Source organism: Paenibacillus sp. JQZ6Y-1, assembly GCF_040719145.1.
GTDB classification, from domain to species: Bacteria; Bacillota; Bacilli; order Paenibacillales; family Paenibacillaceae; genus Saccharibacillus; species Saccharibacillus kandeliae.
On sequence record NZ_JBFDUZ010000005.1, the window covers coordinates 295,774 to 312,075 of the forward strand.

Annotated in this window: 13 protein-coding genes; 1 reads left to right on the plus strand and 12 read right to left on the minus strand. The window is 48.7% G+C overall.

Annotated features, from left to right (window positions below):
- Positions 1-85: 85 nt before the first annotated feature.
- The 6 genes from ABXR35_RS21325 to ABXR35_RS21350 all read right to left on the minus strand — a co-directional run bounded on the left by ABXR35_RS21325 (position 86) and on the right by ABXR35_RS21350 (position 8,897).
- The gene (locus ABXR35_RS21325) at positions 86-1,423 is read right to left on the minus strand and encodes a YycH family regulatory protein (RefSeq protein WP_367064080.1); all 1,338 of its coding nucleotides are present in this window, start codon (positions 1,421-1,423) and stop codon (positions 86-88) included.
- Positions 1,420-3,267: a cell wall metabolism sensor histidine kinase WalK gene (gene walK, locus ABXR35_RS21330; protein ID WP_436669399.1), complete on the minus strand. Its 1,848-nt coding sequence runs from the start codon at positions 3,265-3,267 to the stop codon at positions 1,420-1,422. Before walK ends, ABXR35_RS21325 begins: the two co-directional genes overlap by 4 nt.
- Before the next feature lies 1 nt (position 3,268).
- Positions 3,269-4,003: a response regulator YycF gene (gene yycF, locus ABXR35_RS21335; protein ID WP_367064081.1), complete on the minus strand. Its 735-nt coding sequence runs from the start codon at positions 4,001-4,003 to the stop codon at positions 3,269-3,271.
- 541 nt (positions 4,004-4,544) lie between these two features.
- A complete protein-coding gene (locus tag ABXR35_RS21340; RefSeq protein ID WP_367064082.1) occupies positions 4,545-6,119 on the minus strand; it encodes a peptidoglycan DD-metalloendopeptidase family protein in 1,575 nt (524 codons plus the stop codon).
- Between the two features lie 724 nt (positions 6,120-6,843).
- Positions 6,844-8,130, minus strand: coding sequence for an adenylosuccinate synthase (locus ABXR35_RS21345; RefSeq protein WP_367064083.1), 1,287 nt, complete (start codon positions 8,128-8,130; stop codon positions 6,844-6,846).
- A gap of 371 nt (positions 8,131-8,501) precedes the next feature.
- A complete protein-coding gene (locus ABXR35_RS21350) occupies positions 8,502-8,897 on the minus strand; it encodes a GNAT family N-acetyltransferase (protein WP_367064084.1) in 396 nt (131 codons plus the stop codon).
- 186 nt (positions 8,898-9,083) lie between these two features.
- Here ABXR35_RS21350 and ABXR35_RS21355 point away from each other — a divergent pair, with 186 nt between their 5' ends.
- Entirely contained in the window at positions 9,084-9,455 is a 372-nt protein-coding gene (locus ABXR35_RS21355) for a DUF2512 family protein (RefSeq protein ID WP_367064085.1), read from the plus strand.
- Between the two features lie 139 nt (positions 9,456-9,594).
- Here ABXR35_RS21355 and dnaB read toward each other — a convergent pair whose 3' ends face one another.
- From dnaB to ABXR35_RS21385, 6 genes are all read right to left on the minus strand, one after another.
- Positions 9,595-10,953: a replicative DNA helicase gene (gene dnaB, locus ABXR35_RS21360; protein WP_367064086.1), complete on the minus strand. Its 1,359-nt coding sequence runs from the start codon at positions 10,951-10,953 to the stop codon at positions 9,595-9,597.
- 2 nt (positions 10,954-10,955) lie between these two features.
- The gene (gene rplI, locus ABXR35_RS21365; protein WP_367064087.1) at positions 10,956-11,399 is read right to left on the minus strand and encodes a 50S ribosomal protein L9; all 444 of its coding nucleotides are present in this window, start codon (positions 11,397-11,399) and stop codon (positions 10,956-10,958) included.
- Entirely contained in the window at positions 11,396-13,405 is a 2,010-nt protein-coding gene (locus tag ABXR35_RS21370) for a DHH family phosphoesterase (protein WP_367064088.1), read from the minus strand. Before ABXR35_RS21370 ends, rplI begins: the two co-directional genes overlap by 4 nt.
- Positions 13,406-13,417: 12 nt before the next feature.
- Positions 13,418-14,344 carry a DUF2232 domain-containing protein gene (locus tag ABXR35_RS21375; RefSeq protein ID WP_367064090.1) on the minus strand — a complete coding sequence of 309 codons (927 nt, stop codon included), beginning with the start codon at positions 14,342-14,344 and terminating at the stop codon, positions 13,418-13,420.
- A 111-nt stretch (positions 14,345-14,455) separates the two neighbouring features.
- Positions 14,456-14,902, minus strand: a complete 447-nt coding sequence (locus ABXR35_RS21380) for a CBS domain-containing protein (RefSeq protein WP_367064091.1) — start codon at positions 14,900-14,902, stop codon at positions 14,456-14,458.
- A 145-nt stretch (positions 14,903-15,047) separates the two neighbouring features.
- Positions 15,048-16,082 carry an LCP family protein gene (locus ABXR35_RS21385; RefSeq protein ID WP_367064092.1) on the minus strand — a complete coding sequence of 345 codons (1,035 nt, stop codon included), beginning with the start codon at positions 16,080-16,082 and terminating at the stop codon, positions 15,048-15,050.
- Positions 16,083-16,302: the final 220 nt, after the last annotated feature.

A 16,302-nucleotide genomic window follows, 5' to 3' on the forward strand; every position in this document is an offset into this window, starting at 1 on the left:
TTTGTATCCTATATGGTACTTCATTTCGATATATCAGATGTTGACGGTTCAATAGAAGCAGCAGACTTACTGAAAGCCATCTCGCTTACTTGCTGCTCAGCAGCTGGGTGCTGCCATCCTGTAGCTTCACCATCCAGACTGGTGTTAATACAACCACTCCATTACCTAGTGTGGGGCGATAGGCAGGGGACAGATCAACCACCTGCTTGCCTGCTGGAATCTGACTTTTCAGCAATTTCTCTAGCTGCTGTCCACCGGGCAGACTGTGCATCGCTGCTGCCGATTGACCAGCAGTTGTATCCGTTTCAGGTGACACTGCCGAATCGCCACGACTAGATGGATTGGCATTCAGAGACAGCATAGAGCGCTCATAGGAAGATACCGTATTATGCTCCACTACGAGCCGCATATAGCCGAACTTTACTTTGTCCGTCTCCATCACCGGATAGGAGCGATAATATTGACGGAAAATAAATCCGCCCTTACTATCGCCATTGTTGTTGATATTGAGCATATACGTGCCCGGCCAGCCGCCATGCTGATTCACAAAATCAACTGCAGACAGCACATTGTCCGAGCTATTGTTGCTGCCCGTCGTCGGTGCAGTCGGATCGGTATATGTCATCCATTTTTGCAATGTATCGACCTGTAAACTCCGCTTACTATCGGTATAAATTTCAATGCCGTTCTGTTCATTAATATTGCGAATCGCGCCCGGATCGAAAAACAGATTGCGCTGCATCTGCTCCGTCGTTAGACTGTCCAGCTTCAGCGTCACCACTGGGATGCTCAGACTGCTCTGTGGGATATAATAACCGCCAGCGGTGTACTGATAGCCCATGCTGTTCTCGCCAAGCAGCACATTACGCGTAATTTGCTCACTTTTCAGATCCATATCGTTCGCTTCATACACTACGTCACCACTAGCACTGAAAAAGAATGCCTTTGTCTGGCGATCCTCTGACGAAGTATAGATCCAGATGCGGTTCACCGAATCGCCTTCAAACAGCGAATCCGGGTTCAGCTTCAAACTACGTTCCAGCAGACTAACGGGAATCCCGCTGCTAAATGTCAGCTCAATCCCATCATCACTGCGTACCATATTCCAATCGATGCTCTGCACCGACAGACGGCGGAACTGTCCAAAGCTAGCTTCGCGCAGCCCGTTATAAATGGTATTGTAATCATCCGACGACGGATAAAAGATCGTATGACGATTGCCAGTCATATGAATAATCATTTTATCGGGAAATAGCATATTTTCGATGCTAGAGTGTGGACCGATATCCTCCGCCTGCACATAGCCAGACTCGGAATTAACGACCGAATCCGCACCCGGCATCCGGTAAATGAGGAAGTAGCTTTGCACCAAACTGATAATGATCAGCAGAGCCAGCAAGGCAGATTTGATATTCTCCCTCATTCTTCCACCTCTCCTTCCTCATGCAGCGGCAGCAATACCGTTACCGTGGTTCCCTGTCCCAGCTCCGAATCCAAGGCGATAGAGCCGTTATGGACACGCACTATTTCCTGGGCAATAGACAGACCGAGTCCCGTTCCGCCCATATTACGCGAACGTGCTTTGTCGACCCGATAAAAGCGTTCAAAGATGCGCGCCAGATCCTGCTGCGGAATCCCAATTCCGGTATCCTGAATGAAAATTGCCAGCATATCGTCCTTTGTACTGTATGCGCCCAACGTAATGCTTCCGCCATCCATCGTATATTTCAGCGCATTGGATACGAGATTATCTAGCACCTGATCAATCTGATCGCGGTCAATCCAGACACTGCCTACATTCGGCTGAATGTCGATGTCACATCCGATATGCTTTTGCTTCATTTGAACAAAGAAACGGTCAGATGTATCCTCTAGCAACTCCAGCACACTCGTACGCTGCTTGCGCAAAGTCGCTTCGCTGGAATCAAGACGCGACAGATGCAGCAGATCGCTGACCAGTCGAATCATGCGCTGGGTTTCATTTTGAATGACACCGATAAAACGTTCGGCAAGTGCGCGTTCATCCAGCGCACCGTCCTCCAATGCTTCGGTATAGCTTTTAATGGTCGTTAGCGGCGTACGTAGCTCATGCGAGACATTCGCAACAAACTCGCGTCGTGCACCTTCCAGCTTCTCCTGCTCAGTCACATCCTGCAACACAGCGATAACACCTGCAACGCTGTCTTTGCGGCGGTGTACCGTGCTAAACGTTACACGTACAATCGAACTGCTTTCATCTGGCTCGCTCAGCGTGAGCATCACCTGACGTAGTGTACCAGCTTGCAATTTACCGCGTTCATTTTCGGATAGTGGCAGCAATTTCACCAATTCCTTGCCCGTCATATCCTGCTCGCTGGCAGACAGCATTGCACCTGCGACGCGGTTTACGAGAATAACGCAGCCATGCTCGTCAGTGGCGATCACACCGTCACTCATATTTTTCAAAATGGAGGCAAGGCGTTCTTTTTCCTCTTCATTCTGTGCCAGCGCATCGCGCAAACGTCCGGTCATATAATTAAATGCTTCGCTCAATTGACCGATCTCATCATTGCTGTACACCGTCATATGATGGTCAAATTCGCCTTCTGCTACCTGCTTCGCTCGGCGAGTCATTTCCTTAATCGGCTGCGTAATCGTATGCGCCAGAATGACACCTAGAATCGCCGTCATCACCAGCGCGATTAAGATGCCGTACAGGAAAATGCCGTTGATCCGCTTCATCGTATCGTACAAATCCGCCATCGACGCAACGATATACACCGCCCCAACCGTGCGATTGCCACTAATGATCGGCTCGGCGACGACTCGCTTGCGTTCGCCGGTATCATCGATAATATATTCCTCGTTATTGTTAATCCCTTGTAACGCGCGGCTGACCACAGTCTGTGTATTTCGACGCGCTTCTACACCGGATGTCGTATCCAGTGAAGATGTAAGAATCCGTCCACTTGCATCCAGCACCTGAATTTCCTGAATCTCGGTGCCGCTCATATTGTATAAATTGTCGACGATCTGCTTGAGATCATCGACTGAATTGGAAAAGGTATCGCCGCTGCCAGACCATTTGTTCTCGATCAGTACTGACAGCAGTTGTGCCCGCTGCTGCAAATCTTGAGTAAAATTGCTCGTCAGCGAGTTCTTCATCGCACTGACAAAATACACCCCAATCAATTGCATCGAGATCAGGATGAGCAGTACGTAGATAATAATCAGCCGCGCCTGAATGGTGCGGCTGAAGCCCGGCAGCAGCCGCAATCTGCGCTTCACGTTACATGCCTCCCGCTTTGGGACTGCGCATCATATAGCCAAGTCCGCGCCGCGTCAAAATATACTCCGGCTTGCTCGGATCGTCCTCAATCTTCTCGCGCAGGCGGCGAATCGTCACATCAACGGTACGCACATCCCCAAAATATTCAAATCCCCAAACCGCCTGCAACAAATGCTCGCGGGTCATCACTCGGCCCGCATTTTTTGCCATATAATACACCAACTCATATTCACGATGGGTCAAGTCGAGCGGTTCGCCGTCCTTGTACACCATATACATATCTGTATCAATAAACAGACCGAACAGACTCAGTCCATTTTTGTTCTCTTCTTCTTCCGGTACGCTGACTGCTATAGCGGCAGGCGCTTTTTTCTGCTGACGCCGCATATGGGCTTTGACACGGGCAAGCAGCTCACGCGTACTGAATGGCTTGGTGACGTAATCATCAGCGCCCAGTTCCAAACCAAGCACCTTGTCGATCTCGGCGTCCTTGGCAGTCAGCATAATGATCGGCATATCCAGCCGAGTGCGCACTTCGCGGCACACATCCATTCCATCCTTGCCGGGCAGCATCAGGTCTAGCAGCATCAGATCCGGCTCCTCGGCAAATGCCTGCTCCACCGCACTAATGCCGTCAAAGGCACAGATGACTTCATAGCCTTCTTTTTCGAGATTGAATTTTAGAATATCTGCAATCGGTTGTTCATCATCAACGACCAGAATTTTTCCCTGCATGGCTGGATTCACCTCATAATGACTTTGATGTATTTAGTGTAACATATTCGTGGGGGAGGTTCTTGCTTGGAGTTGGGATTTGATGATATGGGGGTAAACGGAACTCCGCTCTGGGAAAGGATGGGGAACGTCCTCAGGTGGAGCCGCGGGAATCTATGAATTAGGAAGGAGGATAGATTCCCGCCCCTCCAAAGAAGTAAGATATTTTGCATTCGCAAAAATCACTTTTCATTGAACCACGTGTTTGAAAATCACAAACACTGTAAGTCGTCCTTTTCCCCATTCCCTTCCCTCCGCTCAGTGGTATTTATATCAGTTGAAGGATGTAACGCAAAAAGCAGCTTTGCCGATTGAGATGGCAAAGCTGCTTGGGTATGGAAGCAGGCATGGGTTATGATAACATTGCATGTCTGCTGGTAAGATTTCGTTGTGCATTGGTTTTGCTGTTTGCTTATGCTGTTTGTATTTGAACATACGAGCATATGGCTTTTAGTGGAACGTTCATTGCGGTAGTCATCCAAACTCACCATTACTACTGCTATTAACGCAGGTAAGAGAGTGGGTTTTGGAGGGCGCCGCCGCTGTGGATTTCGAAGTGGAGGTGGGTGCCGGTAGATCTACCGGTATTGCCCATGACGCCGATATGTTGGCCTTGCTCCACGACGGTTCCGGTGCTGACATCGATTTGGCTCAAATGACCATACAGCGTTTCGTAGCCGTTACGATGGTCGATGACGATCACGTTGCCGTAGCCGGTCATCGTGCCTGCATAAGTGACGACACCATCATCAGCGGACATGACGGATGAGCTGCCAACGAGGTCGATACCTTTGTGGATATGTCCCCAGCGTTGACCGTACGGACTAGTCACGGTTGCGCCACTCACTGGCCAGATAAAGTTACCGCTACCTTCGCCGACAACGACTTTGGTGCCTTTGATGATGATTTTGGGTGAAGATTCCTTGATAACTTCTTGGCTGACCCATTCTTCGCGCAGCACCTGACCATTGGCTTTGCTCACACGGTAGTTAATGCGTTTGAGACCCTTGCTGCCGGAGGAAATGACTTTGGATTCGCCTGCACGCATATCGTCGCTTTTACGGATTTCTACAGCGGGTTCGGTTACAACCTGCTCAGAATAATCCTCTACTGTCGTTACGGTAATCGGCGGTTGCGGTACGGTAAGTGTCAATTCATCGCCGATTTGCAGCGATGTTTCCTTCACATCCGGGTTATTGCTGAAAATTTCTTTTTGTGAAATATCATAAGAAGACGCGATCGAGCTGATCGTATCGCCTTCTTGTACCGTATACGTTAGCGGTGCTTCCACACCAGTCAGCATCACTTTGGCAAGTTGCTTGCTGCTCAGTAGCTTTTGCGGATTCGCTTTAATTTCGTTGGATGTAACGTTTTCGTTGATTTTAACGGATTCCAGCTTATTAACCTTTTTGCTGTACGCATAGCTTTTTGCCATCTTTTGTACCGACGTTTTGCTCAGGTTAGCAGCAGCGGCTTCGGCTTTTTGCGTATAGGTTTTCTCAACGAGCTTGAGCGCGGCATCGATCGTTTTCTGATCTTTGACCACACCTACCGTTTTATCGCCAACGACCACTTCCACACCTTTGGCATAAGCGGTCAGCATTCCATCTAACTGCTTGAGCGTGCTAGCGGAATCCACCTGTGCTTTGTATGCCTTTTGCTCTGTAGTGGTAATGCCATTGGTGTTCAATACCATCGTCGCATCTGGATATTTTTTCTGATACGCCGTTCGTTTCTCAGTAAAGAGCTTATCCAGATCGGATTTATTTAAAATACTGCCAATTTCCTGCCCTTTTACTGATACCACATAATACGGAATGGTATTCGCAGTGACGTAATGCGTACCCGCCAAAACAAGTCCACCAGCGACAACAACGCCACCGATTGCCACCAACAAACGGCGACGCATCTTGTTTTTCCCCTGACGGATCGAATCCACGGTCAATGTATACCAGTTTTGTGATTGAGTGTCCTGTTCCCCGACGGATGGCTGATCTGGATGATGCTGTTCAGCCTGGGACGCTTGCTGTGATACAGCCTGCTGGTCCGCTTCCCGTTTACCTTTCAAACCTTTCATGACCGTCTCCTTTTGCTGTTCATTCCTGAATTTCATTATTTTTCATTTGCAGATATGGATGTAAATATGCTGACTATACGTTATAGATCGCTTGATTGCCTGCCGAATAAGCACCCGTACCATGACGGATGCTGCAACGGAAGGTAAGAAGCTATAAGGTCAAATGCTATATAAATTATTAAAAATTGTCATATAAAAGTATCAAAAAATTAACCTTTCTAACTCCCCGTTTACTTTACCATAATCCCTACAAAACTTTCAACTTTACAATTCATATAACAGTGCCATCCGAGAAAGTATACAAAAGGTCAAAATTGGACAATATTCATACTCTGCTGTTTTCAAAGAAATCCAGTTTCAGTCATGACAATGCGTTCTTTGCAGCAAGTTAGCATGGAATAACGAATAGGATAAGATATGCAACGACTCATCTGACTGAACAGTAACTAGAAAATACTGTAACAGTTTCGGCAGAGTGTGTTTGAAAAGAGCAGCTACAGCAGCAACATTGCTTCTTATTTTCGTATGATCTTGCTGCGTAGTTCAATACATGCTACATCCTTCCTTCAACTGCCTATGTCCGATATCATTCCCGCTGGCAATTCGGGATAACCATTTCAGAAACGCTCGAATCCAATCCCTTTCCTTCATTCCAACACAAAAAACCGGGCTGCGTGGAATGCAGCCCGGCGAATTCGCTATACTGTATAGCTTTTCGTGCCTTTTATCCGTAAATCGGAGCAACTTGATTTGTTTGCTCACGGTTGCGACCAACGGAGAAGATCGCGATTGGGATACCAGTCAGCTCGGATACGCGGTTTACATAGTTGCGAGTCGTTTCCGGCAGCTCATCCAGCGTTTTCACGCCAGTAATGTCTTCGCTCCAGCCCGGCATTTCTTCATATACTGCTTCACATTCTGCCAGATGTTTCAGGCTAGCAGGGTAGTGGGTGATGAATTCGCCACGATATTTGTAACCGGTGCAGATTTTTACAGTATCCAGACCTGTCAGTACGTCCAGCGAGTTCAGAGACAGACCTGTGATCCCACTTACGCGACGAGCGTGACGAACGACAACCGTATCGAACCAGCCGACACGACGCGGACGACCAGTAACGGTGCCATATTCATGACCTTTTTCGCGGATTTCATGACCGATTTCGTCATGCAGCTCAGTTGGGAATGGACCATCACCAACACGAGTCGTGTAGGCTTTGGCGACACCGATTACCTGCTGAATGCGTGCCGGACCTACACCGGAACCGATGCAGACACCGCCTGCGGACGGGTTGGACGAGGTTACGAATGGATACGTACCTTGGTCGATGTCCAGCATCACGCCTTGTGCGCCTTCAAACAGTACTTTTTTGCCTTCGTCGATTGCGTCGTTCAGGACAACGGATGTGTCTTTTACATACTGACGCAGCTTCTCGGCATACCCAAGATAGTCGGACAGGATCTGCTCCACGTCGACTGGTTGACCACCGTATACTTGGGTGATAACTTGGTTTTTCTCTTTGACCAGATGGCGCAGCTTTTGCTCGAACTCTTCGGCGTCCATCAGATCGGCGATACGAATGCCGACACGGGAAGCTTTATCCATGTAGCAAGGACCGATCCCTTTACCAGTTGTACCGATTTTGTTCGGACCTTTGCGTTCTTCTTCCAACAGGTCGAGTACCATATGATATGGCAAAATCACGTGCGCACGATCACTGATGGTCAGGTTTTTGGTAGAAAAGCCGTTTTCGTGCACATAGTTGATCTCGTCGATCAGTGCAGCCGGATTGATAACCATACCGTTACCGATCACGCATGCTTTGTCTTCGTAGAAAATGCCGGATGGCACCATCGTTAATTTATATTTTTTCTCATTGATTAAAATTGTATGTCCCGCGTTGTTACCACCTTGATAACGAGCTACAACGTCCGCGCTCTCCGAAAGATAGTCGGTAATTTTACCTTTGCCTTCGTCTCCCCATTGTGTTCCCACAACGACTACAGTTGACATGATTCATTCCTCCGTAGGTGTATGTACACCGTATATTTGCGCTGCCTGTTCCGTATAACCGCCGAATCTGAACCTCTTTTGAAAAAGATGACGATTGCATCTAGTCCAACCGTCGGCGCGGCAACAGCACAGCATAAAACCTCCTTGCGAGGAACGGTCGGGCAAATTGCAGGCATACAAACCGTTTCGCGGGCGGAAGTTCATCCCCGTGCGGTAAGGGATTGGCGAAGCTCCTGAACTGACAGGATACTTACATCCAATAACACGATTGCGCTTTACCGCAGCATTTACAGTGTAACAGGACACTTTTTCAAAGTCAAATGAAACGCGAACAATTACAGGATTGAAAATTATCATTGTTCGGAAATGATTCACTCATTTCGCCAAACGCCACCTTTGCCTATGGTAAAACCGCATTTTTCGTAAAATGAAGCATGTTGTTCCGTAAATGACACGGTGACGATCTCTATCTGTCGCTGTGCTGCCTCGTTCAGCAAAGCTTGTACCAATCGGACGCCAATACCATGCCGCTGCACATCTGGATGAACCATCACATCCTCCAGATAGGCATGCTGCAAGCCCGTCCCGCATATATACGCGAACGCAACCAACCGATGTTGCTCGTCCCGACAGCCCGCATAAAATAAGCATCGCTCCAGCAGTAATGGATAGTCATCATCTCGTCGTTCCCATCCGATTGTTGCTCTTAGCTCCGGCACTTCGTCCGTTCCAATGGGGGGATTCATCTCAATGAAAATTAACTTCAACCTCCCTTGTATTAAAATTATTATGTAAAATATGGTTTTAATTGTTTATCGAGACCGTATTGGTTTATAAATACTTAACCGCGGTTTATCCTTCATGCACACAAAGGCATATTTTTTAGAATTAATATGCAACTAATTCAGGCACATTATTACATCACGAAGAAATAGCTGATAAAGGAGGTGCAAATGATGGACAAGATTGCTTCCAAAATGATCGTAAACGGACTGGTTGTTATCGCTTCACTTATGTTCCTCAGTAACGCAGGCTTCTGGGGATCACTAGTGACAGCACTCGTATTAGGAGCGATTGCTTACGTCGTTGGCGACATGTTTATCCTACCAGCGACAAACAATACCATCGCGACCATATCCGATGCCGTGCTTTCCTATCTTGTGCTATGGGCAGCCGTAGCGCTGACTGGTTGGACAATGTCGTACTATGAGATATTGCTGCCAGTCGTTATTATTGGGATCTTTGAATATATGTTTCACTTCTGGCTGCTTCGCGACGGTATCCCAGGTCGTATCAATCGAGCCGAGATGAATAGCCGCGCCTAATTATGGAACCATGCAAAAAAGCCTCTTTTCTCCCGGCGATGAACCGAGTGAAAAGAGGCTTTTTGTGTTTGAGATCATGCAAAGTAACGATCAACTGCCTATATACGATGCAGCTGTCATCTGTTGCAGTTATGACCTTCTATCCAGCGAACATATCCGATTGGACACGCTCGTAGTTGACGAATTTGTTGAAGTTTTTCAAAAAGACCAGTTCGACCGTACCCACCGGACCGTTACGCTGTTTGGCGATAATGATCTCGATGATGTTCTTTTTCTCGGTTTCTTGGTTGTAGTAGTCATCGCGGTACAGGAACGATACGATATCGGCATCCTGCTCAATCGAGCCGGATTCCCGCAAGTCGGACATCATCGGACGTTTGTCCTGACGTTGCTCGACACCACGACTGAGCTGCGACAGTGCGATTACTGGTACATGCAGCTCACGCGCAATCTGTTTCAAGGTACGCGAGATTTCGGATACTTCCTGCTGACGGTTTTCGCCCGCTTTGCCGCGACCGGAGATCAGCTGTAGGTAGTCGATTACGATCATACCCAGACCTTTTTCCTTTTGCAGACGACGGCATTTGGCACGAATCTCGGATACCATGATACCCGGTGTATCGTCGATATAGATTTCTGATTCCGACAACGATGCAATGCCCATCGTCAGCTTCATCCAGTCCTCTTCTTTGAAATCACCGGTACGCATCACACTTGCATCCAGATTCGCTTCGGCACAGATCATACGCTGTACAAGCTGTGCTGCCGACATCTCCAGACTGAAGATGGCAACTGTTTCTTTGGCACGCACCGCGACGTTTTGCGCGATATTCAGTGCAAACGCCGTTTTACCAACGGACGGACGCGCCGCCACGATGATCAAGTCACTGCGCTGGAAACCAGCCGTCATTTTATCCAGATCGATAAAGCCTGTCGGAATCCCCGTCGTGTTGCCGCTGTTCTCGCTCAGTGTTTCCACTTTCTCAAACACTTCCATCAGCACATCACGAATGGCGATAAAGCCACTGCCTGTACGACGGTTGGAGATTTCTAGAATCTTGCGCTCCGCATCGCCGAGCATACTGCCGACATCTTCGCCACCAGTATAGCCTTCGCTGACGATCTGCGTTGCGGTACGGATCAGACGGCGCAGCATCGATTTCTCTTCGATGATCTGTGCGTAATAATCTACGTTAGCTGCGGTCGGCACTGCATTGGCAAGCTTCGCCAAATAGCTAACGCCGCCGATATCTTCCAGCTGCGAACGATCTTGCAGCAATGATGTCAATGTAATCAAGTCGATCGGCTGATTTTCTTCCCCCAGATTTACCATCGCATCGTAGATCAGTTGGTGCGATTTGTCGTAAAAATCTTCTGTATCTACGCGCTCCATCACGCTAATCAGCGCTTCAGCTTGCAGTAAAATGGCACCTAGAACGGCTTGTTCCGCCTCTAGATTCTGCGGTGGGACCCGATCGTAAAACATATCGCCGCCCATGATTACTCCTCAGTGACCTGAACTTTGAGCGTCGCCTTCACTTCGGGATGCAGCTTCACGGATACTTGGGTCACGCCCAGTGTACGGATTGGCTCATCCAGTTCGATTTTGCGTTTGTCGATCTTGTGTCCCTGTTTGGACAGTGCTTCAGCAATCTGTTTGCTCGTAATCGCGCCGAACAGACGACCGCCTTCGCCGGATTTCGCTTTCAGCTGAACAGTAAGTTCTTCCAGCGTTTTACCCAGAGCTTGCGCTGCTTCTTTTTCTTCCTGTTTTTGACGCTCAACCGCAGCGGTTTGGTTTTCCAGAATCTTCACGTTACCACCAGTTGCCGGTTTGGCATGACCATTTTTGATCAGGAAGTTTTGTGCGTAGCCGTCGGATACCTCTTTGATATCCCCTTTTTTACCAGTTCCTTTAACATCTTTTAGCAAAATGACTTTCATTCAAATAACCCCTCTTCCTCATTCATTTGATCCAATACTTGCAACAGCCGCGTTTCCGCTTCGGCAGCCGTACCGTCGAGTTGAACAGCCGCATTGGTCAAATGACCGCCACCGCCCAATCGTTCCATCACGACCTGTACATTCATCTTGCCGAGCGAGCGAGCACTGATGCCGATCAGGCCATCCACACGTTCGCTAATCACAAACGAAGCATGGACATTACTCATATTTAACAGCGAATCCGCGACCTGTGCAATGAGCAACTGCGGCACCTTTTCGCCCGGAGACGTAACTGCCAGTGCAATATGATCGTGGATAATGCGCGTTTGCTTAATAATCTCCGCTTTGGCAATATATTCAGACAATTCTTCCTTCATCATCTGCTGAACCATCACCGTATCGGCTCCATTGCGGCGTAGGAAGCCTGCCGCCTCAAAGGTACGCGAACCCGTATGCAGGGCAAAATGCTTCGTATCGACCGTAATACCTGCCAATAGCGATGTCGCTTCCAGCGTGGTGAATTGTACCTTGTCATGAATATATTGCAGCAGCTCTGTGACCAATTCGCAGGTAGATGACGCATACGGCTCCAGATACACCAGCACCGCATCGTTAATAAACTCCTCACCGCGGCGATGGTGATCCACCACCACTACGCGGCGCGCTCGCTCCACCAGCTTCGGTTCAATCGTCATCGACGCCTTATGCGTATCGACCACGATCATCAGCGTCTGCTCGGTCATAATATTGAGCGCTTCTTCCGGTGTAATGAAATGCACCGACAAACGCTCATCATTGGAAATGCGCTCCATCATGCGTTCAATCGACGGATTAACGCCATCCAGCACAATGTACGCTTCAACCTCGTACATATCGGCAGCCTTGAGCACACCGATACATGCGCCGATGACGTCCATGTCTGGAATTTTGTGACCCATGACCAGCACTTGGTCACTATCCAGCATCAGATCACGCAGCGCATGGGCGATAACCCGTGCGCGTACACGTGTCCGTTTCTCAATCGCATTCGATTTGCCGCCGTAGAACGACAAACGCTGATCCGCCTTGACTGCCGCCTGATCGCCACCGCGTCCAAGCGCCATATCCAGACTGGATTGTGCCAGTTCGCCCAGCTCGCTGATCGTTTCTGTACCAAAGCCAACACCGATACTAAGTGTCAGCGGCACTTTCAGATCAGCAGTCATTTCGCGAATTTCGTCCAAAATGACAAACCGGCTCTGCTCTAGCTCGCGCAGCGATTTCTGATTCAGCAGCAGCAGATAGCGCTCTGATGATAGACGGCGCACATAGATCTGATAATGCTTCGCCCAGTCTGTGATGCGTGTAGCCACGCGTGCAATCAGACTGGTGCGCTGTTGATCGTCCATGCCTTGGGAAGCCTCGTCAAAGTTATCCAGCAGCACGACGCCGACCGCCAAGCGTTCTTCCTCATGGCGATCACGCAAATTCGCAAACTCAGTAATATCCTGCACATAGATCAACCGCTCATCCGGCAGCACGATACATTCCAACGTGCGTGCATCATGCTCCAGCTCAAAGCGAACTTCCTTGATCGCTTCCTTCTCGCGTGCAGCTTCTTTGCGGCTGTCTCTAGCCTTTTTATACTGTTCCTGAAAATCATGAAAGCATTCGTCCAGCGGTGTGCCGACCAGCGTTTTGCGGCCAAACAAACCAGCGATATAACGATTATGCCATTCAATCGAAAATTTATTATCATACAAAACCAGACCGAACGGAAGCGTGCTGACCGCTTCCTCCTCGACACGTCGAATCCGAAACGACAGACCGGCGATATACTCATCTAGCTCCCGCCTGAACGCAAGCTCCGAACGCACCAGCACCGCTGCGAACACGATGACCGCACACAGCGCTACCAGACCTACGATCCAGTTGAACCATGACACCATGACAACTAGAACCAGCATGAGCAGCGATGCCCATACCGACCGATAACCGTGCCAGCGGTTTAGCAAAAAATTAGGCATCCTTTATCACCCTTACCGTTTCGTTCTCGTAATATACTCGCGGAGCGGGAAAGCCAGATCAATAATCCCGATAATCCGCAGTGGCGGAATCAGCACGACGACGATCGCCAGAATAAACGGCAGGAACGAGCCCCATTTCCGTTGACTGGCCCAGAAATACACAAATCCGATCGTCTGGATGGTAAAGGCGAGATGCACAAGCGGCATAAAGTTCAGCACAATCGCCGCCAGCACACCGGTCATATTCGAGCGTGCGATAAACTCCAGAAATACCGCGATCAGATAATACCAGATCAGCGACCGTGGCAATCTCCAATCGCGTGCCGGCTTCAGTCGCGGCACAGAATAGTTCATACTTTCCAGCAGTGGACGTGCCACCGCATGCGTAATGATCGCCATCGTAAAGGACGCGATAATCAGCGCACTGGGAACTAGCGTAAGCGTGTAATTGCTTAGCCCGATAATGTACTCCGGTGTCAGCACATCGCTCAGATTGGGATTCACATCCGCCATCGCCTGAAGGGGCGCAACGGAAATCTGAATCACATCCCGCACGTACTGTCCAAGGCTGAAATGGAACCCAGCTGTCGCAATCAACAGCAGCACGAGCAATTCCAGCAATGTTGTCAGACCACCGGCAAATATCACTTTAAGCGCAGGCTGGTACTTTTTATACATCCTGCCCATAACGATTCCCGGGATCATAAAGAATACTCCTAGAATCGGCAGGAATAGCCCTGCCTGTCCGGCAATAATCAACGCGATTAACCATACGGGAATCAGATGCATGATAAATTGGCGCAGGGTCAAAGTTGAATACAGCACAACGACGGGCACGATTAGAAATAGCATACCGATGACTCTTACAGATGTTATTAGGGATAGCAGCAGAAGCAGATAAGCAACGCTCCATGCTACGGATGTCCAGCGCAGTTTCAAACGATTCACCTCTTACGCACAAATTGTCGGCCTCGCTAAAAAAGATTTACTCATCATTATAGCATAGACGCCGAGGATCACGCACGGATTTGTACAGCGACCGGAGCAGATTTAGATGCCGGACATACGGTTGCGTTCCGGCGCATATTCGCCGCCGCGAACGAACTGTTCACAGTATTCAATAATCTGACTACGGCGTACAATGCCGATAAACCGATTCATATCATCGACAACCGGCACAAAGTTCTGTACCTTGGCCAAATTGATCAGGTCTTCCATATTGGCATCGATCGATACCGGCTTGTCATCCCGCTTGAGCGGAATTTCGGACAATAGAAATTTAGAAGCGTTCTCAAAAGTAACTCTGCCACCGGAGCTTCGCATAAACCAGAGCAGATCTCCTTCTGTGATCGTACCTACATATTTCCCGTCCTTGTCGAGCATCGGAATGGAGGTATAGCGATGATATTCCATCCGTTCGAGCGTCTGGCGTAGCGTCGAATTAAGGGTAACGCAAACGACCTCCTGCTTCGGCAGCAGAAAAAACGCGATATTCATGAAAAAACCTTCCTCCTCGTCGTATTACGACCTGCTGCACCGATGGCAGCATAGTATGATTCATGGATTGGCGTCATACAGGTGTTGACGATGCTTCTCTTCTATTTTAAGCGATAACCAGTCCACAATAAAGCTAGTCATCCAATTAACGTACTTCGGACTGCTGAATGGTCGTTTCGGTATCTCCGTCAGCAGCATTACCAGAAGGTGGCTGCTCCGCCGCATCAGGACCGTCCTTGCTCATCCAATCATCAATCAATTGCTTCGCTTCTTCCACTTCACTCTCATCTGGCACTTCGTAATATACACCATCAATATATTCGCCATCACCTGCAATCGTGAATGCTTTCACTTCCGGCTCGCCAGTGCGCAGCAATTGACTCACCAAACCGGTTAATTGATCTGGTCGCATATCTGTTTTAAAATTGTCACCCATAATAGTCAGCAGCTCGGGAACCTTATCAATCTGCTTCAATTGAAATGCCTGACTAGCAATCTGCTGCAAAAAGATCTGCTGACGCTTCGTCCGACGGAAATCGCTATCCTCGCGGTAGCGCACATAATACAGTGCCTCTTGACCGGAATAGATCGGCTTGTTTGCCTTAATCGTAAATTGCTCATGATTCGGATCGCGGTTCACAATATCCTCTTCAATCGGCAATTGAACACCGCCCAGTGCATCCACCGCATTGACCAATCCCTGAAAATTGACCGAAGCGTAGAAAGTAAGCTTTTCATCCAAAAAATGCTCCACCGTATTCATCGTCATCTCGATGCCGCCAAATGCGTAGGCATGATTGATTTTGTCCATCCGGTCGCGCCCAATAATCTCGGTATACGTATCACGCGGAATGGAAATGAGCAGTACCTTGTTATCCAGCGGACGAACGACCGCGTACATCAGAGTATCCGAGCGCGCCTTCTCATTCTCCCGCTGATCACTGCCGACCAGCAGCATCGAGAATGGCTCAGTCATCACAACCTCTGGCTCCGTTGCCTGCTGTTCACCGCCCGTTTGACGAATCGGCTGATACGTCTGCTGGAGCTGGGTTTCAATTCGATCCGCAACAAACCAGTCGAACATTGCCAATGAAATTGGCTTCCACCATATAAATAGGCTTGCCGTCAAAACCACGACGGCAGCTGCAATGCCAGACCAAATCTTTTGCTTCTTTGTCATTGTCCCATTCCTCATTTCGAGCAGACGTATATTCTTCATTCATTAAACGCTGGATACAGCTTATGACACAATTACATTATTTTACACTGTTTCTTGTACTTTCACCAACGAAAATGACGGATCAAAGTAACCAATTTTCTATACGATACGCATAACAAGCGGGATCATCGCTTTTCTGTTCTGCGATTTCCTTCTATATTAAGTATGGGTTCAACGCAAT

What these genes read in the sequence shown, in the direction of transcription:
- ABXR35_RS21345 (WP_367064083.1), bottom strand. Translation starts at nt 8,130, where the DNA reads ATGTCAACTGTAGTCGTTGTGGGAACACAATGGGGAGACGAAGGCAAA.
- ABXR35_RS21385 (WP_367064092.1), bottom strand. Translation starts at nt 16,082, where the DNA reads ATGACAAAGAAGCAAAAGATTTGGTCTGGCATTGCAGCTGCCGTCGTG.
- ABXR35_RS21355 (WP_367064085.1), top strand. Translation starts at nt 9,084, where the DNA reads ATGATGGACAAGATTGCTTCCAAAATGATCGTAAACGGACTGGTTGTT.
- ABXR35_RS21370 (WP_367064088.1), bottom strand. Translation starts at nt 13,405, where the DNA reads ATGCCTAATTTTTTGCTAAACCGCTGGCACGGTTATCGGTCGGTATGG.
- yycF (WP_367064081.1), bottom strand. Translation starts at nt 4,003, where the DNA reads ATGCAGGGAAAAATTCTGGTCGTTGATGATGAACAACCGATTGCAGAT.
- dnaB (WP_367064086.1), bottom strand. Translation starts at nt 10,953, where the DNA reads ATGGGCGGCGATATGTTTTACGATCGGGTCCCACCGCAGAATCTAGAG.
- rplI (WP_367064087.1), bottom strand. Translation starts at nt 11,399, where the DNA reads ATGAAAGTCATTTTGCTAAAAGATGTTAAAGGAACTGGTAAAAAAGGG.
- ABXR35_RS21325 (WP_367064080.1), bottom strand. Translation starts at nt 1,423, where the DNA reads ATGAGGGAGAATATCAAATCTGCCTTGCTGGCTCTGCTGATCATTATC.
- ABXR35_RS21340 (WP_367064082.1), bottom strand. Translation starts at nt 6,119, where the DNA reads ATGAAAGGTTTGAAAGGTAAACGGGAAGCGGACCAGCAGGCTGTATCA.
- ABXR35_RS21380 (WP_367064091.1), bottom strand. Translation starts at nt 14,902, where the DNA reads ATGAATATCGCGTTTTTTCTGCTGCCGAAGCAGGAGGTCGTTTGCGTT.